14 protein-coding genes are annotated in these 20,927 nt (G+C 72.2%); 7 read left to right on the top strand and 7 right to left on the bottom strand.

Translation table 11 applies throughout. The features are described from left to right. Positions 1-149: 149 nt before the first annotated feature. From ACWGH0_RS02530 to ACWGH0_RS02520, 3 genes are all read right to left on the bottom strand, one after another. Positions 150-1,574: an MFS transporter gene (locus ACWGH0_RS02530; RefSeq protein ID WP_453402268.1), complete on the bottom strand. Its 1,425-nt coding sequence runs from the start codon at positions 1,572-1,574 to the stop codon at positions 150-152. Next, entirely contained in the window at positions 1,571-3,040 is a 1,470-nt protein-coding gene (locus ACWGH0_RS02525; protein ID WP_453402267.1) for a 4-hydroxyphenylacetate 3-hydroxylase family protein, read from the bottom strand. The genes ACWGH0_RS02530 and ACWGH0_RS02525 overlap by 4 nt, the downstream gene beginning before the upstream one ends. Positions 3,041-3,159: 119 nt before the next feature. Continuing rightward, complete coding sequence (locus ACWGH0_RS02520; RefSeq protein WP_453402266.1) at positions 3,160-4,119, bottom strand: AraC family transcriptional regulator; 960 nt, start codon at positions 4,117-4,119, stop codon at positions 3,160-3,162. Between the two features lie 118 nt (positions 4,120-4,237). Between ACWGH0_RS02520 and ACWGH0_RS02515 the strand changes: the two genes are divergently transcribed. The 6 genes from ACWGH0_RS02515 to glgB all read left to right on the top strand — a co-directional run bounded on the left by ACWGH0_RS02515 (position 4,238) and on the right by glgB (position 15,266). Next, entirely contained in the window at positions 4,238-5,176 is a 939-nt protein-coding gene (locus ACWGH0_RS02515; protein ID WP_453402265.1) for an SDR family oxidoreductase, read from the top strand. 210 nt (positions 5,177-5,386) lie between these two features. Beyond that, positions 5,387-6,595 carry a S8 family peptidase gene (locus ACWGH0_RS02510; RefSeq protein ID WP_453402264.1) on the top strand — a complete coding sequence of 403 codons (1,209 nt, stop codon included), beginning with the start codon at positions 5,387-5,389 and terminating at the stop codon, positions 6,593-6,595. Between the two features lie 314 nt (positions 6,596-6,909). Next, entirely contained in the window at positions 6,910-8,898 is a 1,989-nt protein-coding gene (locus ACWGH0_RS02505; protein WP_453402263.1) for an alpha-1,4-glucan--maltose-1-phosphate maltosyltransferase, read from the top strand. After that, entirely contained in the window at positions 8,895-10,616 is a 1,722-nt protein-coding gene (gene treS / locus ACWGH0_RS02500; RefSeq protein WP_453402262.1) for a maltose alpha-D-glucosyltransferase, read from the top strand. The genes ACWGH0_RS02505 and treS overlap by 4 nt, the downstream gene beginning before the upstream one ends. Before the next feature lie 203 nt (positions 10,617-10,819). Then, the gene (locus ACWGH0_RS02495; protein ID WP_453402261.1) at positions 10,820-12,466 is read left to right on the top strand and encodes a maltokinase N-terminal cap-like domain-containing protein; all 1,647 of its coding nucleotides are present in this window, start codon (positions 10,820-10,822) and stop codon (positions 12,464-12,466) included. Positions 12,467-12,626: 160 nt separating this feature from the next. After that, on the top strand, positions 12,627-15,266 hold the full coding sequence (glgB, locus tag ACWGH0_RS02490) for a 1,4-alpha-glucan branching enzyme (RefSeq protein ID WP_453402260.1): 2,640 nt from the start codon (positions 12,627-12,629) through the stop codon (positions 15,264-15,266). Here glgB and ACWGH0_RS02485 read toward each other — a convergent pair. From ACWGH0_RS02485 to ACWGH0_RS02470, 4 genes are all read right to left on the bottom strand, one after another. Then, positions 15,253-17,547, bottom strand: a complete 2,295-nt coding sequence (locus tag ACWGH0_RS02485) for a HelD family protein (protein WP_453402259.1) — start codon at positions 17,545-17,547, stop codon at positions 15,253-15,255. The two genes, glgB and ACWGH0_RS02485, sit on opposite strands and share 14 nt — an antisense overlap. Positions 17,548-17,719: 172 nt before the next feature. Then, positions 17,720-18,049, bottom strand: coding sequence for a thioredoxin (gene trxA, locus ACWGH0_RS02480; protein WP_453402258.1), 330 nt, complete (start codon positions 18,047-18,049; stop codon positions 17,720-17,722). Beyond that, on the bottom strand, positions 18,049-18,504 hold the full coding sequence (locus tag ACWGH0_RS02475) for a MerR family transcriptional regulator (RefSeq protein ID WP_453402257.1): 456 nt from the start codon (positions 18,502-18,504) through the stop codon (positions 18,049-18,051). Before ACWGH0_RS02475 ends, trxA begins: the two co-directional genes overlap by 1 nt. 52 nt (positions 18,505-18,556) lie before the next feature. After that, on the bottom strand, positions 18,557-20,212 hold the full coding sequence (locus ACWGH0_RS02470) for an MFS transporter (protein WP_453402256.1): 1,656 nt from the start codon (positions 20,210-20,212) through the stop codon (positions 18,557-18,559). A gap of 94 nt (positions 20,213-20,306) precedes the next feature. Here ACWGH0_RS02470 and ACWGH0_RS02465 point away from each other — a divergent pair, with 94 nt between their 5' ends. After that, positions 20,307-20,906, top strand: a complete 600-nt coding sequence (locus ACWGH0_RS02465) for a TetR/AcrR family transcriptional regulator (protein WP_453402255.1) — start codon at positions 20,307-20,309, stop codon at positions 20,904-20,906. Positions 20,907-20,927: the final 21 nt, after the last annotated feature.

Below are 20,927 nucleotides of genomic sequence, written 5' to 3'. Positions count from 1 at the left end.
CCGGCCGTCCGCGGGGTGCCCGGCCGTCGCCGGGGCGGTGCGTGCGCGGGCGGTACGGCGCGTGCGTACGGCGGCCCTGACGTGCACCGGAGCGCGGCGAGTGCCGCGCACGGGCGGGCGGCGCCCCTCAACGCCGCCCGCCGCGTCCTCTACTTCACGGCGTCCTCCACCCGCTCGCCGTCCGCCGGGAGGCCGGACGGTGCGGTCGGGCGCAGCCGGGTGGAGAGCAGGGCGGCCACGCCGGCGAGGGCGGCGCCGACGAGCAGCGCGGCCTTGAAGCCCGCCGTCTCGGCCGTCGCGCCGGCGGAGGCGGAGGCGTTCGTGACGCCGGTGGCGACGGCGACGAGGACGGCGAGGCCGAGCACCGAGCCGAACTGCTGGCTGGTGTTGACGAGCCCGGAGGCGAGCCCCGTCTCCTCGGGAGACGCCTCGGCCGTCGCGGCCACGTTGGTGGTGACCATGACCAGCGGCAGCGCGACGCCGAGCACCAGGCTCGGTGCGAGGACGGTGGAGAAGAAGGTGCCCTCGGCGGCGAGCGCGAGGGCCAGCCAGGCCGTACCAGTGAAGAGCAGCCCGAAGCCGAGCGTCATGGTGGAGCGCAGTCCGAGCCGGGCGATGAGGCGCCCGCTCTGCGGCGCGGTGATCACGACGACGACCGACAGCGGGAGGAGCCCGAGGCCGCCGATGAGCGGCGAGTGGCCGAGCACCCTCTGGAGGTAGAGGCTGACGAGGAAGAACATCGGGAAGAGCGCCGTCTGCGCGAGCGCGCTCAGCGCGTTGGCGAGCCGCAGGGCGGGCCGCCGCAGCACGGCCGGCGGCACCAGCGGCCGCGTGATCCTCTTCTCCAGTACGGCGAACACGGCGAGCAGCAGCAGTCCGCCGCCGCCCGCGGCGAGCGTCCGTCCGCCGGTCCAGCCCGCCTCGCCCGCGCCGACGAGGGCGTACGCGAGCAGGCCGAGCCCGCCGGTGGCGGTGAGCGCGCCGCCGAGGTCGAAGCCGCGCTCGGCGGAGCGCGTACCGCCGTCGAGGAGGCGCGGGGCCAATACGGCGAGCAGCAGTCCGACGACGACGTTGAGCCAGAAGGTGGAGCGCCAGCCGAGCAGGTCGGTGAGGACTCCGCCGAGGACGGTCCCGAGGACGCCGCCGAGTCCGCCCATCGCGGCGAACGCGCCGAGCGCCCGGTGCCGGTCCGGCCCGTCGGGGAACAGGATCAGCAGCAGGGCGAACGCCGCCGCCGCGGCGAACGCGGCCCCCACGCCCTGCACGGCGCGGGCGGCCACCAGCGCGCCGGCCGTCCCGGCGAGCCCGCCGACGGCGGAGGCGGCCGCCAGCAGCCCGAGCCCGGCGGTGAACAGCCGCCGGTGGCCCAGCAGGTCGGCGGCGCGCCCGCCGAGCAGCAGCAGTCCGCCGAAGGTGATGAGGTAGGCGTTGGCCACCCACGACAGCCCCGCCGAGCCCGAGCCGAGATCCTCACCGATCGAGGGCAGCGCGACGTTGATGATCGCGGTGTCCATGATGAGGAGCAGCTGGGTGGAGGCGAGCAGCGCGAGGGCCGCCTTCGGGGAGCGCTTCACGACGCCGGGCGCTCCCCGCCGCCCGCTCCCAGCGCGTATCCGTCGAGGCAGGCCCGCGCGAGCGACTCGCACGCACCGGTGTCGCCCTCCCACGCCTGCTGCATGAGGTAGATGTGCGGGGCGCCGTGGTAGAAGCGCTCGTACTGCTCGTGGCGGCCGGCGAACTCCGAACCGAGCGCGTCCCAGGCCAGCTTGAGGAGCTTGATCCGGTCCTCGGCGGGGTGTCCGGGCGAGCGGATGTACTTCCGCACGAGCGGCCCGAGTTCGGGGTGCAGCAGGTCCTCGGCGGACGCGGGCAGCTGGATGACGCCGCCGCCCGCGAGCGTCTTGATCTCCTGCACGGCCTGCGGGTAGAGCTCGCCGGCCATGATGCGCTGCGCGAAGGAGATCTCCTTGCCGGGTTTGACGCCCTGCCCGCCCTCGACGTCCTCGTACGACGCCTCGGCGGCCAGCACGAATGCCTTGGCCTGGGCCACCTTGCCCATCAGACGGCCGATGGCCTGGGTGACGGGGGGCAGCTGGTAGGTGTTGTTGGCCTTGGTAACGAGGATGGCGAGGCCGGTGAGGAACTCCAGCTTGGTCCAGAAGCGCGTGGCCGCCTGGTGCACGAAGTTCACGTACGCCGGCGTCTGCCACCACATCGCGAAGCTCGCGTCGACGTTGCGGTAGGCCAGGACGTTCTCCCACGGTACGAAGACGTCCTCGCAGACCAGGAGGGCGTCGTTCTCGTCGAAGCGGGAGGAGAGCGGGTTGTCGAAGACGCTGCGCGCCTGCGCCTCGTACGACGTGCGGGACAGGAACTTCAGGCCCGGGGTGTCGATCGGCACGGAGAAGCACACCGCGTGCTCCACGTCCTGCGGGGCGAGCGGCTCAATCGTCCCGACGATCACCTCGTTGCCGAAGACGGCCCCGGTGCCGATCATCTTGGCGCCGCGCACGACGATCCCGCCGTCCCGCTCGGCGACGACGCGGACGACCAGGTCGTCCTCCTCCTGCTCGGACGCGGACCTGGTCCGGTCGATCTGCGGGTTGGTGATGGTGAACGTGGGGTACAGGTCGCCCTCGGCGAGCCGCCGGTGGTAGGCCAGCGCGTTCGGGGCGCCGTCGAACGACGGTGTGGTGAAGACCTGCGGGAGCGCCGCGAATCCGGTCGCGCCGGCCGCCATGTAGTCGGGCGTACGGCCGAGGAAGCCGAAACTGGCCTCGGCCCACACCTTGTGGGCACGGCGGCGGGCGACCAGGTCCTCGTAGGACCGCGGGACCGTGAACGCGCGGTGCACGCCGTCCGAGGTGAGGACGGGCGTGTGCGCCGAGTCGTGCGCGAGATCGTAGAGGCGGGCGATGGAGCCCGCGGTGTTGCGGAAGGCGGGGTGCCGGGTGACGTCCTTGACGCGCTCGCCGTCCAGCCACACCTCTCGGCCGTCTCGCAGCGATTCCAGATAATCCTGACCGGACCTCGTCACCATTTCTCCTCATACGGAACGGCACTGCCGCTGCCGAGCCTGTCTGGCCGCGCCCGCCCCGGCAATGAACACCCGTCCACCGGTCCTTATGAACCGGCCAGTCGGGCGTGAAAGCGCCGTCTTTACGCCAGGCCGTCCGCCGTCCGGTACTCCCCCGGCGTCGTGCCGAACCACTTGCGGAACGCGAGGTGGAAGCCGACCGAACTCTGGTAGCCGACGCGCTGGGGCACCGCCGACTGCGCCACCGTGGTCTCCCGCAGCAGCCGGGCCGCCTCCTGCATCCGCCGCCCCGTCAGATGGCGCGCCGGCGCGTCCCCGACGAGGCTGCGGAAGGCGGCGGTGAAGGCCGACCGGGACATGCCGACCTCACGGGCCAGCGACTCGATGGTCCACGGCTCGGCGAACCGGGTCGCGATGATCACCATGGCGCGGCTGATGCCGGGGTGGCGCAGCACCGGCAGGGCCGCCGGGTTGTCGGCCAGCTGCCGCAGCAGCGGCCGCAGCGCGAGCACCAGCGCCATCTCGAACGCGCGGAGCGTGATGAGCCGGTCGCCGGGCCCGACGGGCCGGTCCGGCGCGGCGAGGAGCCGCAGGGTGTCCCGCAGTAGCGGTTCGGCGGCGACCTGCGGCCCGTCGAGCACCAGGGCCCACGGCAGCGCCTTGTAGAGCCCGGTGGCCGCACTGGCGTCGTAGTGGAGCCCGGCGCACAGCAGCCGGCTCGCCGGGCCCTTCCCCGCGATCCTGATCTCGCCGGACGTACCCGGCTGCCGCTCGGGCAGCACGGCCCGCAGCGGCACCCCCTGCCGGTCCGGCCGGTCCGAGAGCCGGTGCGCGATCCCGGTCGGGAAGACGGCGAGGTCGCCCGCGTTCAGTTCGAGCGGGGTCTGGCCCTCCCCGCTGATCCAGCACCCGCCCTCGACGATGTAGTGCAGCACGGCGCAGCTCTGCTCGGCGTCGCCCTCGATGGCCCAGGGGGCGTTCACGTGCCAGCGGCTGTCGAAAACACCGGTGAGACGCAAGGGCTTCAGCAGTTCGCTGAGCAGGTCGTCGCCCTCGTCGGCTTCTCGTTCCCTCGCGTCCATTGGACGATCCCTCAACCCTCGCCCCGGTTTGTTAATTGATCGGCCGAAGCCCCCGCCGCCAGCCTGGAAAGGCCGTTCCCGGCGACAGCCTCACCCTATCGAAGGGCTCTACACACTCATGTCCGATCAGATTCCGATGCGCGTGGCGGTCGTGGGGGCGACCGGTTTCCAGGGGGGCGCGGTCGCCCGCCTGCTGGCCGAGCGGAACCACCGCATCCGCACCCTGACCCGCAAGCCCGACAGCGAGCGCCCCCAGGTGGCGGGCACCGCGTTCGTCACCGGCGACCTGGCGAACGCCGACGACGTGCGCCACCTCTTCGAGCGGGCCACGCACGCCTCGGTCGTGATGCCGCTGGTGTACGACGCCGAGACGATCGGCACGTACGCGCGCAACATCGCGCACGCGGCCCGTGAGACCGGCGTGCGCAGAGTCGTCTACAACTCCAACACCCGCGTCCCCGAGGCCCACACCGATGTGGCGGCCTTCGAGACCCGGCGGCTGGCCGAGACCGTGCTGCGGGAGAGCCTGCGCGGGAGCGGTGTGGAGCTGGTGGTGCTGCGCCCGCCCGTCTACCTCGACAACCTCTTCAGCCCGTGGAACGGCCCGGCGCTGGCCAAGGACGGCGTACTGGCCTACCCGCTGCCCGCCGGCACGCGGACCGCCTGGCTCTCCCACCGGGACCTCGCGGAGGCCGTGTACGCGGCGCTGACGGTGGACGGCGTCGCCGGCCGGACCCTGGACATCGGCGGTGGGCGGAGCCTGACCGGCGACGAGCTGGCGGTGTCGTTCGCCCAGGGCCTCGGCCGGGACGTACGGTACGTGCCGCTGCCGCCGCACGTCTTCGAGGAGGGCCTGGCCCGGGCCGTCGGCCCGCAGGCGGCGGCCGGCGTCGCGGGCATCTACCACTACATGGCGAGCGGTGCGAACCCCGGTCTGCTGGCCGCCGACGACGGCAGCTCGGCCGAGGCGCTGTCCGTGCGTCCGGCGCCGGTGGACGAGTGGGTGGCCCGGCAGCCCTGGCAGATCTGGTCGGACGACACGGCCGCCGCCTCCTAGATCGGGAGGACCTGCGAACAACCTGGGTGACCACCTCCTCGATGCCCTCACCGGGCGGGCGGCCCAAACCGGTCCCACGTGCGGTCTTGTAGTGCGTCACGGCGCACGAGAGGCTGCCCGGAGGCGTCCGCGGCAGCAGACGGGGGACCGGTCGCGAGGGCCGGACCCGCTCCGCATAAGGTGCGCCAAGTTGAGGAGGGGACCCAGCACATGACCAGAACACGCATTTCCGGCCTGCGTCTCGCAGGTGCCGTTACCGCTGTCACCACGGCAGCGGTGCTTTCGGCCGTCACGCTTCCGGCGCAGGCCGCTCCCGCCGAGGGGCGAATACTGGGAGCCGGTTCACCCGGTTCGATCGGCGGCAGCTACATCGTCACGCTCAAGACGGGATCGGGGGGGATCAAGGCTCCGTCGGCGGCCGGCAGCAAGCTGGCACGGCAGTACGGGGCGAAGATCAAGCACACGTACAGCACCGCGCTCAACGGTTACGCGGTGAAGGCGGACGAGGCGGAGGCCAAGCGCCTCGCGGGCGACCCGAACGTCGCCTCCGTGGTCCAGGACACCAAGGTGTGGCTCAGCGCCACGCAGACCAACCCGGTCTGGGGCCTGGACCGGATCGACCAGCCCTCCCTGCCCCTGAGCAAGTCGTACACGACTCCCGACAGCGCCGGCACCGGCGTGCGGGTGTACGTCATCGACACCGGCATCCGTACGTCCCACCAGGACTTCGGCGGCCGGGCGATCAGCGGCTGGGACTTCGTCCAGAACGACGCCAGCGCCCAGGACGGCAACGGCCACGGCACCCACGTCGCCGGCACCGTCGCGGGCGCGAAGTACGGCGTCGCGAAGAAGGCCACGGTCGTCGGCGTCCGGGTGCTGGACAGCGAGGGCGGCGGTACGACGTCCCAGGTGATCGCGGGCATCGACTGGGTGACCAAGAACGCCAAGAAGCCCGCCGTGGCCAACATGAGCCTCGGCGGCTGGGGCAACGCCCAGCTCGACGCGGCCGTGCGCAACTCCATCGCGTCCGGCGTCACGTACACGGTGGCGGCCGGCAATGAGGGGCTGCCGGCGCACCTGTTCTCGCCGGCCCGTGTCGCGGAGGCGGTGACGGTCGGCGCGACCGAGTCCACGGACGCGCGCGCGAGCTTCTCCAACTGGGGTCCGAGGCTCGACCTCTTCGCCCCCGGCGCGGCGATCACGTCCACCTGGAACACGGGTGACACGGCGACGCAGACCATCTCCGGCACCTCGATGGCGGCCCCGCACGCGGCCGGCGCGGCGGCGCTCTACCTGGCCGCGAACCCGACGGCCACCCCGGCGCAGGTCGGCGGCGTCCTGACCGCCAAGTCGGTCAAGGGCAAGGTGACGGGTGGCGGCATCGGCTCGGCCAACCGCCTGCTCCAGGTCAACAACTGACCGCACCTCACCACCGGACACCGCAGGACGAACGGCCCCGCCGAAAGGCGGGGCCGTTTTTTCGGACCGTTTACGCGGCGGTAGTTAACACAGCGCCGGATTGCGCACCCGGAGTACGAGGGAAGGCTCCACCGGTACGCATGCCAGTGGGCCCCAAGTCGGTCCAAGTCGGTCCACCCGAGTGAACGTGGACAGGAGCGGTGATGCCCGCACCCCGCCAGTCGCCAACGGAGCAGATAAAAAGGACAGACCCCAAGAAAGCCCCCGAACGCGAGCCGCGCTCGTCCGCGGCCGCACAGCCCCCAGGTGAGCCAATGATCGGTCGCATCCCTGTCCTGGACGTACGTCCTGCCGTCGACTGCGGCAGAAGGCCGGCGAAGGCGGTGGCCGGTGAGACGTTCGAAGTCACCGCCACCGTCTTCCGCGAGGGCCACGACGCCGTCGCCGCCAATGTCGTCCTGCGTGACCCGGCGGGCCGGGAGGGCCCCTGGACGCCGATGCGCGAACTCGCGCCGGGCACCGACCGGTGGGGCGCGCGCGTGACGCCCACCGCCGAGGGGCAGTGGACGTACGCCGTCGAGGCATGGTCCGACCCCGTGGCGACCTGGCGCCACGCCGCCCGCATCAAGATCGCGGCGGACCAGGACACCGAGCTCGTGCTCGCCGAGGGCGCGGAGCTGTACGAGCGGGCCGCGTCCGGCGTGCCGAAGAAGGACGGGCGCGAGGCCGTCCTCGCCGCCGTCGACGCGCTGCGCGACACGACGAAGCCCCCCGCCGTCCGGCTCGCCGCCGCGCTCGACGCGGAGGCGGACGCAGCACTCGGCCGCCACCCGCTGCGCGAGCTGGTGACCTCCTCGCCCGAGATGCCGCTGCTGGTGGAGCGCGAGCGCGCGCTCTTCGGCTCCTGGTACGAGTTCTTCCCGCGCTCGGAGGGCGCCCGTACCGACAAGCGGGGACGGGTGAAGAGCGGCACGTTCAAGACGGCGGCCGAGCGGCTGCCCGCCGTCGCCGCGATGGGCTTCGACGTGGTGTACCTGCCGCCGGTGCACCCCATCGGCACCACGCACCGCAAGGGCCCCAACAACACACTGGCGGCGTCGTCCAAGGACGTCGGCGTGCCGTGGGCGATCGGTTCGGCGGCCGGCGGCCACGACGCGATCCACCCCGACCTCGGCACCTTCGCGGACTTCGACGACTTCGTGGCGCGCGCCCGGGACCTGCGGATGGAGATCGCACTGGACTTCGCGCTCCAGTGCTCGCCGGACCACCCCTGGGTCAAGGAGCACCCCGAGTGGTTCCACCACCGCGCCGACGGCTCGATCGCGTACGCCGAGAACCCGCCGAAGAAGTACCAGGACATCTACCCGATCGCCTTCGACGCCGACATGCCCGGCCTGGTCGAGGAGACGCTGAGGGTGCTGCGGCTGTGGATGAGCCACGGCGTGCGGATCTTCCGTGTCGACAATCCGCACACCAAGCCGGTGGTCTTCTGGGAGACGGTCATCGCGGACATCAACCGCACCGACCCGGACGTGATCTTCCTCGCCGAGGCGTTCACCCGTCCCGCGATGATGCACACGCTGGGCGCGATCGGCTTCCAGCAGTCGTACACGTACTTCACCTGGCGCAACACCAAGCAGGAGCTGACCGAGTACCTCACGGAGCTCACCGGGGACGCCGCCTCGTACATGCGTCCCAATTTCTTCGTGAACACCCCGGACATCCTGCACGCCTACCTCCAGCACGGCGGCCGTCCCGCCTTCGAGGTGCGGGCGGTGCTGGCCGCCACCCTGGCGCCGTCCTGGGGCGTGTACGCGGGCTACGAGCTGTGCGAGAACACGCCGGCCAAGCCGGGCAGCGAGGAGTACCTCGACTCGGAGAAGTACCAACTGCGGCCGCGCGACTGGGAGTCGGCGGAACGCGAGGGCCGCACGATCGCCCCGCTGATCACCACCCTCAACCGGGTGCGCCGCCGTCACCCGGCGCTTCAGCAGCTGCGCGATCTGCACTTCCACCACGCCGACAACGACGCGGTCATCGCGTACTCGAAGCGCTCCGGTTCGAACATCGTTGTGGTGGTCGTCAACCTCGACCCTCACCACACCCAGGAGGCCACGGTCTCGTTGGACATGCCGGAACTCGGCCTCGACTGGTCCGACTCCGTCCCGGTGCGCGACGAGCTCACCGGTGAGACCTACCACTGGGGCAGGGCCAACTATGTGCGCCTCGAGCCGGGCCGTACGCCCGCGCACATCGTCGTCCTGCGACCGTCCCCGCCGATCGGAGGGTCACCCACATCATGATCGTCAATGAGCCCGTCCACGACACGTTCGAGGACACCCCCGCCAAGGACCGCGACCCCGAGTGGTTCAAGCGGGCGGTGTTCTACGAGGTGCTCGTCCGCTCCTTCCAGGACAGCAACGGAGACGGCGTAGGCGACCTCAAGGGCATCACCGCCAAGCTGGACTACCTCCAGTGGCTCGGTGTCGACTGCCTCTGGCTGCCGCCGTTCTTCAAGTCACCGCTGCGAGACGGCGGTTACGACGTCTCCGACTACACCTCCGTCCTCCCCGAGTTCGGCGACCTGGCCGACTTCGTGGAGTTCGTGGATGCCGCCCACCAGCGCGGCATGCGCGTGATCATCGACTTCGTCATGAACCACACGAGCGACCAGCACCCGTGGTTCCAGGAGTCGCGCTCCGATCCCGAGGGGCCGTACGGCGACTACTACGTCTGGGCCGACGACGACAAGCAGTACCAGGACGCCCGGATCATCTTCGTGGACACCGAGACGTCCAACTGGACCTTCGACCCGGTCCGCAAGCAGTACTTCTGGCACCGCTTCTTCTCCCACCAGCCGGATCTCAACTACGAGAACCCGGCCGTGCAGGAGGAGATGATCTCCGCCCTGCGCTTCTGGCTGGACCTGGGCATCGACGGCTTCCGCCTCGACGCCGTTCCGTACCTCTACCAGGAGGAGGGAACGAACTGCGAGAACCTCCCCCGCACCCACGAGTTCCTCAAGCGGGTGCGCAAGGAGATCGACGCGTCCTACCCGGACACCGTGATCCTCGCCGAGGCCAACCAGTGGCCCGAAGACGTCGTCGACTACTTCGGCGACTTCAAGAAGGGCGGCGACGAGTGTCACATGGCCTTCCACTTCCCGGTCATGCCGCGCATCTTCATGGCCGTACGCCGTGAGTCGCGCTACCCGGTGTCGGAAGTCCTGGCCAAGACCCCGGCCATCCCGTCCAACTGCCAGTGGGGCATCTTCCTGCGCAACCACGACGAGCTGACCCTCGAAATGGTGACGGACGAAGAGCGCGACTACATGTACGCGGAGTACGCCAAGGACCCGAGGATGCGCGCCAACATCGGCATCCGGCGGCGGCTCGCCCCGCTCCTCGACAACGACCGCAACCAGATCGAGCTGTTCACGGCTCTGCTGCTGTCCCTGCCGGGGTCGCCGATCCTGTACTACGGCGACGAGATCGGGATGGGCGACAACATCTGGCTCGGCGACCGGGACGCCGTGCGCACCCCCATGCAGTGGACGCCCGACCGCAACGCGGGCTTCTCGTCCTGCGACCCGGGACGCCTCTACCTCCCCACCATCATGGACCCGGTCTACGGGTACCAGGTGACCAACGTGGAGGCGGCGATGACCTCGCCCTCCTCGTTGCTGCACTGGACCCGGCGGATGATCGAGATCCGCAAGCAGAACCCGGCCTTCGGCCTGGGCTCGTACACCGAGCTGCCGTCGACCAACCCCGCGGTGATCGCGTTCCTGCGCGAGTACAAGGACGACCTGGTGCTGTGCGTCCACAACTTCTCGCGCTTCCCCCAGCCGACGGAACTCGATCTCCAGACCTTCAACGGCCGGCACCCGGTCGAACTGATCGGCGGGGTGCGCTTCCCGGCCATCGGCGAATGGCCGTATCTGCTGACCCTCGCAGGTCACGGCTTCTACTGGTTCCGGCTGCGCAAGGACGCCACGCCGCTTCCGGTCAAGCGCGCCTGAAGTGCCTTCTGCGGCAGGGCGGTTTCCCCCGCCCCGCCGTGGGCACTCATCCCGTCATATCGGGTCCGTACGGACGATCCCCGACCCGACACTTCCCGCGTTTCGACTGCGGGGAGAACCCCACGCACCGCCCGGACAGCTACGGTCGCAATCCGGGACACTCTGCGCATCCTGTGGTGTGCCCGGGGAAAGGACGCGATGCCATGTCGGAGGCTGCATCCACCCGGAGTACGGCCGCCCGCCGCGCCACTGGGCCGGCGCCACCCCCGGCCCTGCTCCCCTCACTGGCGCCGCTGCTGCACGAATGGCTGCCCAGGCAGCGGTGGTTCGCCGGCAAGGGACGCCCGGTCGCCGGGTTCTCGCTCGTCGCCGCCACGGAGTTGCTGCCCACCGGCAGCGGCTCCGGCGGCGGCACGGGAGCTCCCGGCCTGCTGCACCTGCTGGTCGGCGTCCAGCAGCCCGCCGGGCCCTCTCACGGCCCGTCGGCGCCGCCGGTCGCCGACTGCTACCAACTGCTGCTCGGCGTACGGCAGGCGCTGCCGCCAAGGCTGGCCCCGGCCCTCGTCGGGCACGTCCAGGAGGGACCGCTGGCCGGTCTCACCGTGTACGACGCGCTGCTCGACCCGCGGCTGGCGGGTCTGCTGCTGGAACGGCTGCGCAACACCGGCGCGCCGGGGGCGCTGCGCTTCGAGCGCGACCCGTCGGCCGTCATCCCGCCGGGGCTCACGCCCAGGCCGCTCGGCGCCGAACAGTCCAACTCGTCCCTCGTCTATGGAGATTCGTTCATCCTCAAGGTCTTCCGCCGGGTCAGCCCCGGTTCCAACCCGGACCTGGAGCTGCCGCTCGCCCTGGCCCGCGAGGGGTGCCGGCGGGTGCCCGCTCCGGTCGCCTGGTTCGAGGCCGACAACTCCGGTGATCCGTACGAGCCGTACACCCTGGGGGTGCTCCAGCCCTTCCTGCACGGCTCCGAGGACGGCTGGCAGCGCGCGCTGCGGGCGCTGGCGGCCGGTGACGACTTCACCGCCGACGCCGCGGCGCTGGGGCGGGCCACCGCCGAGGTGCACACCGCGCTCGCCCTCGCCCTGCCGACGGCGACACTGCGCCGGCAGCAGACCGAGGCACTCGCCGCGGCCATGACCGAGCGCCTCGACGCGGCGGCGCAGGCCGTGCCCGCGCTGGTTCCGTACGTCCCCGCGCTGCGCACGGCGTTCGACGCCTTCGCGGCGCGGGGGCGGGCGGGACGGGCGTGGCCGGCCCAGCGGGTCCACGGCGACCTGCACCTGGGCCAGACGCTCCGGGCGCCCGACGGCGAGTGGTCCGTCATCGACTTCGAGGGCGAGCCGTCGCGCCCGCTCACGGAGCGGCGGCGTCCGCAGCCGGTCGTACGCGATGTGGCGGGCATGCTGCGGTCCTTCGACTACGCGGCCCGCAGCCACCAGCCGTGGGACGCGGAGTGGGCGACACGGTGCCGGGAGGCGTTCTGCGACGGCTACGCGAAGGCGTCCGGGACGGACCCGAGGGACGAACCGGAGCTCCTGCGGGCGTACGAGACGGACAAGGCGGTGTACGAGGTCCTCTACGAGGCCCGCCACCGGCCGGACTGGCTGCCCGTGCCGCTGGCGGCCATCCACCGCCTCGCGTCGGCGTCCGAGGCCGGCGCGCCGGGCCACCGTCCGGACACCACCCCGCTGCGCACCGGCGGTCCGCACTCCGGGACCGCGCGGCACGGCAGCACCCGGCCGCCCGGCACCCCGCCGCACAGCCACCCCGCGCCGTCGTCGGACACCACCGGCCACCGCGCGCCCGACCCGCCGCCGGACACCGGCCGAATCACGGGGCCGACGCCGTGAGCCGGCGCCCTCCCGCCCGCGCACACGGGGCGGCGGACACCGCGTCCGCCCGCCCCGCCCCTCCACGAGGGCCGTGCGCCGCCGCCTGCGGGCGGCGTGAACCAGCCACCCTTCCCCCGTCCACCGCACCTGACCGGATCCTCCCGAGGAGGCCGCACCCGTGACCCCCCGTCCACCCTCCCGCAAGTCCGCCGAACCCCCGAACGCGCCCACGCCGCCGGAGACCGCGCCGGCCGCACCGCCGCGCAAGCGAGCCAAGGCCGCGAGGGCGCCGAAGCAGGCCGAGGCCGTCGAGCCGGCGCAGGACGCTCCGCTGCCCGTGCGGGCCGCCGAGACCCCGCCGCCCCGCAAGCCCGCGCGGGCGGTGAAGCAGGCGAAGCCGGCCAAGGCCGCGCAGCCCGCCGCCGCTGCCGCCGGTCTCCCCGACTCCGCGGTCAAGGCCGCACAGGACGCGGAGCCCGGCACCCCGCGGGCCGCCGCGTCCAAGGCGGCCAGGCCCGCCAGGGCGACGAAGTCGGCCAAACCCCGGCGGGCCGCCGCTCCCGCACAGCAGGCCCCGCTTCCCGCGCCGGAGACCGGATCCGCCGTCGCCCCCGCGGCCGGCGACGGGATCCCGGAGCAGCCGGACGGTCCGGCGCTCCGGGGCGCCGACCGCGACCGGCTGCTGGCCGGCGGCCACCACGACCCGCACGGGCTGCTCGGCGCCCATCCCGTCGAGGGCGGCGGTGTCGTCTTCCGCGCCCTGCGGCCCTTCGCCCGGGGCGTCGCCGTGCTGGCCGGCGGAGCGCGCACCGCGCTGCACGACGACGGCGACGGGCTCTTCTCCGGCGTACTGCCGCTGGACGCCGTGCCGCCGGAGTACAGCCTGGTCGTCACGTACGAGGACAACGAGCTGGAGGTGCAGGACCCGTACCGCTTCCTGCCCGCCCTCGGCGAACTGGACCTGTACCTGATCGGCGAGGGCCGCCACGAGGAGCTGTGGCGGGCGCTCGGCGCGCAGCCCATGGTGCACCAGGGCGTGAGCGGCACCCGCTTCACCGTGTGGGCGCCGAACGCGCGCGGCGTGCGCGTCGTGGGCGACTTCAACCTGTGGAACGGCACCGGGTTCCCGATGCGCTCCCTCGGCTCGTCCGGCGTCTGGGAGCTGTTCGTGCCCGGCGTCGAGGAGGGGACGCTCTACAAGTTCGAGATCATGCGTCCGGACGGCAGCCACACCATGCGCGCGGACCCGATGGCCCGGCGCACCGAGTGCCCGCCCGCCAACGCGTCGATCGTGACGGCATCGCACCACGTGTGGCGCGACCAGGAGTGGATGGAGCACCGGGCCGACCGGCCCGTGCACCGGGCGCCGTTCTCGGTCTACGAGGTGCACCTGGCGTCCTGGCGGCCCGGACTTTCGTACCGCGAGCTGGCGGAGCAGCTTCCCGCGTACGTCGCCGACCTGGGCTTCACGCACGTCGAGCTGATGCCGGTCGCCGAGCACCCCTTCGGCGGCTCGTGGGGCTACCAGGTCACCGGCCTGTACGCCCCGACGGCCCGCATGGGCACGCCCGACGACTTCCGGTACCTGGTGGAGTCGCTGCACCGGGCGGGCATCGGCGTCATCATGGACTGGGTGCCGGCGCACTTCCCGAAGGACGACTGGGCGCTGGCCCGGTTCGACGGCCCGAACCTGTACGAGCACGAGGACTGGCGGCGCTCCGAGCACCCCGACTGGGGCACCCTCGAATTCGACTACGGCCGCCCCGAGGTGCGCAACTTCCTGGTCGCCAACGCCACCTACTGGTGCGAGGAGTTCCACATCGACGGCCTGCGCGTCGATGCGGTCGCCTCGATGCTCTACCTCGACTACTCGCGCGAGGAGGGCCAGTGGGCGCCGAACGAGTTCGGCGGGCGTGACAACCCGGACGCCGTCGCCTTCCTCCAGGAGATGAACGCGACCGTCTACCGCCGCAACCCCGGTGTCGTGACGATCGCCGAGGAGTCCACGGCCTGGGACGGCGTCACGCGTCCCACCGACAGCGGCGGCCTGGGCTTCGGTCTCAAGTGGAACATGGGGTGGATGCACGACTCGCTGGTGTACGTCAGCAAGGAGCCGGTGCACCGCAAGTACCACCACAACGAGATGACCTTCTCGATGGTGTACGCGTACAGCGAGAACTACGTCCTGCCGATCTCGCACGACGAGGTGGTGCACGGCAAGCAGGCGCTGGTGAGCAAGATGCCGGGCGACTGGTGGCAGCAGCGCGCCAACCACCGCGCGTACCTCGGCTACATGTGGGCGCACCCCGGCAAGCAGCTCCTGTTCATGGGGCAGGAGTTCGCCCAGGGGGCCGAGTGGTCGGAGGGGCACGGGCCCGACTGGTGGCTGCTCGACCCGTCGTACTCGGCGGAGCCGGACCACCGGGGCGTGCGCGACCTGGTCCGCGACCTCAACCAGGTGTACGCCGGCACACCCGCGCTGTGGGAACTGGACACCGTCCCCGACGGCTTCGCCTGGGTGCTGGGCGACGCCGCCGAGGACAACGTCTTCGCGTTCCTGCGCTTCGACGCGAAGAGCGGCCCGCTGCTGTCCGTGTCCAACTTCTCGCCGGTGGTGCGCCAGGGCTACCGGCTGTGCGTGCCGGACCTGATCCCGGCCTGGACGGAGGTGCTGAACACGGACGCGGCCCGGTACGGCGGCAGCGACGTGCGCAACACCGAGCCGCTCAAGCCGGAGCCGGCCGGGGCGGGCGGCGGCAGGCCGTATCTGGAGCTGACGCTGCCGCCGCTGGCGACGGTGTGGCTCAAGCCGGCCTGACCTCGGCCTCCGTCCCGCTCGCGAGCCCTTCCCGCAGGCATGCGGGGAGGGCTTTCGTGTGGACGACGGCGAGCCGCTGGGTGGCCCGGGTGAGGGCGACGTAGAGGTCGTTGGCTCCGCGCGGCGAGCCGGCCAGGATCCGTCCGGGCTCGACGACGACCACGGCGTCGAACTCCAGGCCCTTGGCCTGCCGCGGGTCGAGGAGCACCACGGGCCGCGTGAGATCGGGCGCGGCCCCGTACGACGCCCCGGGCAGCGCGGCGACGAGGTCCGGGTGCAGCGCGCCGGGCGCGACGACGGCCAGCCGGCCCTCCTCGCCGGCCAGGTCCGCGACCGTCGTGGCGACGACGGCCGGGAGGTCGTCCGGTCCGGCGGCGTACGCCCGGGGGCGGGCGCCCGTGGAGCGCACCGAGCCGGGCGGTTCGAAGGCGGGGTCCTCGGCCCGGCGCACACCGGCAGCGACCCGCATGATCTCGGCCGGCGTCCGGTAGTTCACGCCGAGGCGGGTGTGCTCCCAGCGGGTCCCGACGTACGGGTCGAGGATCTGCTGCCAGGAGTCGCAGCCCGCCGGGTCGCCGGTCTGCGCCGGGTCGCCGACCAGCGTCATGGAACGGGTGGGGCAGCGGCGCATCAGGAGCCGCCAGGTCATGGCGGACAGCTCCTGCGCCTCGTCGACGATGATGTGGCCGAAGGCCCAGGTGCGGTCGGCGGCGGCCCGCTCGGCGGTGCTGCGGTGGTCGGTCTCCTCGTGGCGCTCGGCCATCCGCTCGGCGTCCACGATGTCGTGCGCGCCCAGGACCTCGGACGCGTCCGCGTCGAGCTCCTCCTTGTCCTCGAACTCGTAGGTCCGGGAGGCGTACGCGACGTCCAGCACGCCCTGCGCGTAGGCGATGCGCTGCTGGCGCTCGGCCTCCTCGGCGGCCCGCGCTGCCGAGTCGTCCCGGCCGAGCAGTTCGGCGGCCTCGTCGAGCAGCGGCACGTCGGCGGGGGTCCACTCGCCGCCGGTGCGCCGGATCGTCCCGGCGTCGGCGGCGGGCAGATGGGCCGGTTCGGCGAGGAAGCGCTCGACGAGCTGCTGGGGGGTGAGCACCGGCCAGAGCCCGTCGATCGCGGCGTGCACCTCGCCGCTGAGCGCGATGGCCTTGCCGAGCTGGGCGACGTCGTCGGGGCCGAGGAAGTTGGGGCCGCCGTACGGGTCGGCGCCGAGCCGGTCGGCGAGCTGCTCGGTGAGGGCGTCGATGACGTGGAAGGCGAAGTGGGGGCGGGCGAGGTTGTGCGGAAGTCCGGTCTGCCGGGCGGCTGCCCGGGCGTCCTCCGCCATCGCCCGGTCCAGTACGAGCGTGCCGTCGTCGTGCTCGATCTCGATGCCCGGGTCGGGCACGGTCTGGTGGTCCCGTACGAAGCGGGCGAGCGCGTCCGCCATGGCGGCGCGGCCCTTGACCTCGGCGGCGGCCGCGGTGTCGGCGCCGGTGGCGGCGACGCCGGGGAAGAGTTCGCCCACGGTCGCCAGCAGCACCCCCGTCTCGCCGAGCGAGGGCAGCACCTCGCCGATGTAGGAGAGGAAGGCCGGGTTGGGTCCGACGACCAGCACACCGCGGCGCGCGAGCAGCTCCCGGTAGGCGTAGAGGAGGTACGCCGCCCGGTGCAGCGCGACGACGGTCTTGCCGGTGCCGGGGCCGCCCTCGACGACGAGGACGCCCTGGTGCGGGGCCCGGATGATGCGGTCCTGTTCGGCCTGGATGGTCTGCACGATGTCGTGCATGCGTCCGGAGCGCGCCGCGTCGAGCGCGGCCAGCAGCACGGTGTCGGCGGCGGAGCCCTCGTGGCCGGTGCGGGTGGTGTCGGTGAGGTCCAGGATCTCGTCGTGCAGCGCGGTGACCGTGCGGCCCTCGGTGGTGATGTGCCGGCGGCGGCGCAGGCCCATCGGCGAGTATCCGGTCGCGAGATAGAAGGGGCGGGCGATGTCGGCCCGCCAGTCCACGACGAGCGGGGTGCGGTCGGCGTCGTTCTGCCGGATTCCGATGCGCCCCATGTGGTACTGGCGTCCGTCCTGGAAGTCGAGCCGGCCGAAGCACAGACCGCTCTCCCCCGCGTTGAATGCGGCGAGCAGTCCGGACTGCTCGGCCACCAGTACATCGCGTTCCAGCTTCGCCTGTTGACCCGATCCCACCTGCGTCAATGCGGAACGCACGGTGGATTCGGCCTCCTCACGCAGGTCGTCGAGGCGCGCGTAGAGACCGGTGATGAATTCCTGCTCCTTCTGAAATTCCTCGGTTGACAATTCAGCTCCCAACAAGCTACGCTGTGTTTATACGGCACCTCTGCAACCCAATGTAAATCAGGTCGCAGAAACGCTCAATATACGCAGAGAAATACCCCGGGTGTCAATTCCCCGGGGTATTTCTTTTGTCCGCGTCAGCCGTGCGGAGAGGCCGGCGCGCCGGCCTCTCCGGTCACACGTCGGCGAGCTCCGCCAGGAGCTTGCGCTTCGGGCGGGCGCCGACCATCTGCCGTACGGGTTCGCCGTCCCGGAAGACGATCAGCGTCGGCATCGACAGCACGCCGTACCGGATCGTCGTCTCCGGATTGGCGTCCACGTCCAGCTGCACGACCTTGAGCCGGTCCGCCTCCTCGCGGGCCACCTCGCTCAGCACGGGCGCGAGCTGGCGGCACGGGCCGCACCAGTCGGCGGTGAACTCCACCAGAACGGTCCGGTCGGACCGCAGCACATCCGTCTCGAAGGTCGCGTCCGTCACCGCGTCGACACCCGCTGCTCGTATCATCACCGTCTCCTCGATTCCGTCGGTCCGCCGGTCCGTGCATCCGTGAATCCGTCGTGCGTCAGCTCGCAGCGCGGCTCGGGGCCGCCCGGCAGTTCCGCGCCGGCCGCGAGCTCGGCTCGGGCGAGCTGGGCGCCCACCTGGGTGCGGACGGCGTCCAACTGGTCCATCAGCGCGTCGAGTTCGGCCAGCTTGCGGCGGTAGACCTCCAGCGAGGCCGGGCAGGAGTCCCCCGCCGGGTGGCCGGCTCGCAGGCAGTCCACGAAGGGCCGGGTCTCCTCCAGCTCGAACCCGAAGTCCCGCAGGGTCCGGATCTGCCGCAGGAGCCGCAGGTCCTCCTCGTCGTACGTGCGGTAGCCGTTGACCGCACGCCGGGCGGGGAGGAGCCCGCGGGACTCGTAGTAACGCAGCGCCCGGGTGGTCGTCCCCGCCCGCCGCGCCAGCTCGCCGATTCGCATGCCCCGACGGTATTCCTTGACGTCGGCGTCAAGGCAAGGGGCGGCGCCGGGTTCACACGCCGGTGCGTGCCGGTTCGGCGTCCCCGGTCGCCTTGGCCCGGCGCGGCAGGAGTACGGCGACGAGCACCGTTCCCGCGCCGAGGATCGCGGCGCCGATCAGGCTGGTGTGCGCGACCGCGTCGGAGAACGCGCCGCCGACCGCGTCGGCCATCTGCCGTGCTCCGTCGGCGAGTTGCTCCGCCTGGCCCTTGAGCTGGGCGGCCTGCTCCGGTGTGCCCGCATTCCCCGCCCGGCCCGCGAGCTGCTTCGCCTGGTCGCCGATGCCCTGGGCGACGGCGTAACCGGCGCCGACGGAGTCCTGGGCGGTGCTCAGCGCGTCCCCGGGCAGCTTCGTGCCGGCGGTGGCGTCGGCGAGGTGGGAGGAGTAGGAACCGGCCAGCACCGAGCCCAGGACGGCTATGCCGAGCGAGCCGCCGAGCTCCAGCGAGGTGTCGTTGACCGCGCCGCCGACGCCCAGCTCCGCCTCGGGGAAGGCGCCCATGATCGCGTCGGTGCACGGTGAGAGGGACAGCCCGATGGCCAGACCCAGGATCACCAGCGGCAGGACGAAGTCGCCGTACGTCGAGTCGGCGTCGATCCGGGTGAGGAGGGCGAGGGCGGCCGTGCCGCCGGCCATGCCCGCCGTGACCGTGATCCGCATGCCGAGGCGGGGGGTGAGGAAGCCGGTCAGGGCGGAGCCGGCGAAGACGGCGCCGGCCAGCGGCAGCATCCGCACGCCCGTCTCGAAGGCGTCGTGACCGAGGACGAACTGGAGGTGCTGGGTGAGGAAGTAGAACGCGCCGAACACCGCGAGGAAGAAGAGGGCGACGGCCAGGTTGGAGCCCGCGAAGCCACGGTCGAGGAAGCGGCGCACGTCGAGGACCGGCCGGGGGTGGCGCAGCTCCCACCCGACGAACAGCGCGAGAGCGGCCCCGGCGACGACGGCGGCGGTGACCGCCTTCGCGTCCCAGCCGAAGTGCGGGCCCTGGATGATCATGTAGACGAGGGCGGCGATCCACACGACGGACAGCAGACCCCCGACGTAGTCGATGCGCCCGTGGTGGGCGGCCTTCGACGGCGGGACCAGGACGAACGCGCCGACGATCGCCAGGACCGCCACCGGCACGTTGATCAGGAACGTCGACGCCCAGCCGTGGTTCTCCAGCAGCGCGCCGGCGACCAGCGGGCCCGCGGCGATGGCGAGACCGGCGGTGGCCGTCCACAGCACGATCGCCTTGGCGCGCTCGGCGCGCGGGAAGGTCGCGGCGAGGAGCGAGAGCGTGGCGGGCATGATCATCGCCGCGCCGACGCCCATCACCGCGCGAGCGGCGATCACGCCCTCGGAGCTGTCCACCAGCGAGCCGGCGACCGCTCCCCCGCCGAAGACGACCAGGCCGAGCACGAGGGCCCCGCGCCGGCTGTACTTGTCGCCGATCGCGCCGAGCAGGAGCATCAGCGCGGCGTACGGGACGGTGTAGCCGTCGATGACCCACTGGAGGTCCGCGCTGCTGAGCCCGAGGTCCTGCGTCATGTCGGGAGCGGCGACCGTCAGAGCGGTGTTGGCCATCACGATGATCAGCAGACTGAGGCACAGGACGAGCAGCGCCCACCAGCGCCGCCGGTACGGCTGCTCCATGTCCTCCACCGGCTGGTTCACGACCAGGCGCACGGCTCCACACCCTTCCATGGTTTTGCACATGACTGTGCAACTGCACAACGTTGTGCAATTTAGTCGCCTGCACAGCGATGTGCAAAATGGGGGCATGACCTCCGGTATCAGGGCCGACGCCAATCGCCGCCGCATCCTGGACGTCGCGCTCGCCGAACTGCTGCGCGACCCCGACGCCTCCATGGACCAGATCGCGCGGGCGGCCGGCGTGGTCCGCAGAACGGTCTACGGGCACTTCCCCAGCCGCGAGGCGCTCGTCGCGGCCCTCGTGGACAGCGCGGTGGCGGCCGTCTCCGAGGCACACGCGGCGGGCCGCGACGGCGTCGCCGACCCGGCGGAGGCTCTGGCCCGCGCGACCCTCGCGGTGTGGCGGATCGCCGACCGCTACCGGCTGCTGGTGGCTCTCGCCCAGCGCAGCGTCACGATGGAGGGCATCAAGCAGCGCCTGGCCCCGGTGCGCAGGGACTGCGTCGACCTGCTGCGGCGCGGCGTGGACGCCGGGGTGTTCCGGTCCACACTGCCGCCGGCGGCGCTCGCCTACGTACACGAGCAGACGCTCTTCGGGCTGATGGAGGCCGTCAACGACGGCGCACTCGACGCCGCGGACGGCGGCCGGGCAGCGGCGTCGACCGCGCTGCTCACGGCAGGTGTGCCGCCGGAGCGGGTGTCGCGGCTGCTGGCGTCGATCGCGTAGCGACATGGGAAGGGCGCGGCC

Source organism: Streptomyces sp. NPDC054887 (genome assembly GCF_053610585.1).
Note: the sequence above shows the minus strand (reverse complement) of the source record. Positions and strands in the feature narration are given on the sequence as shown.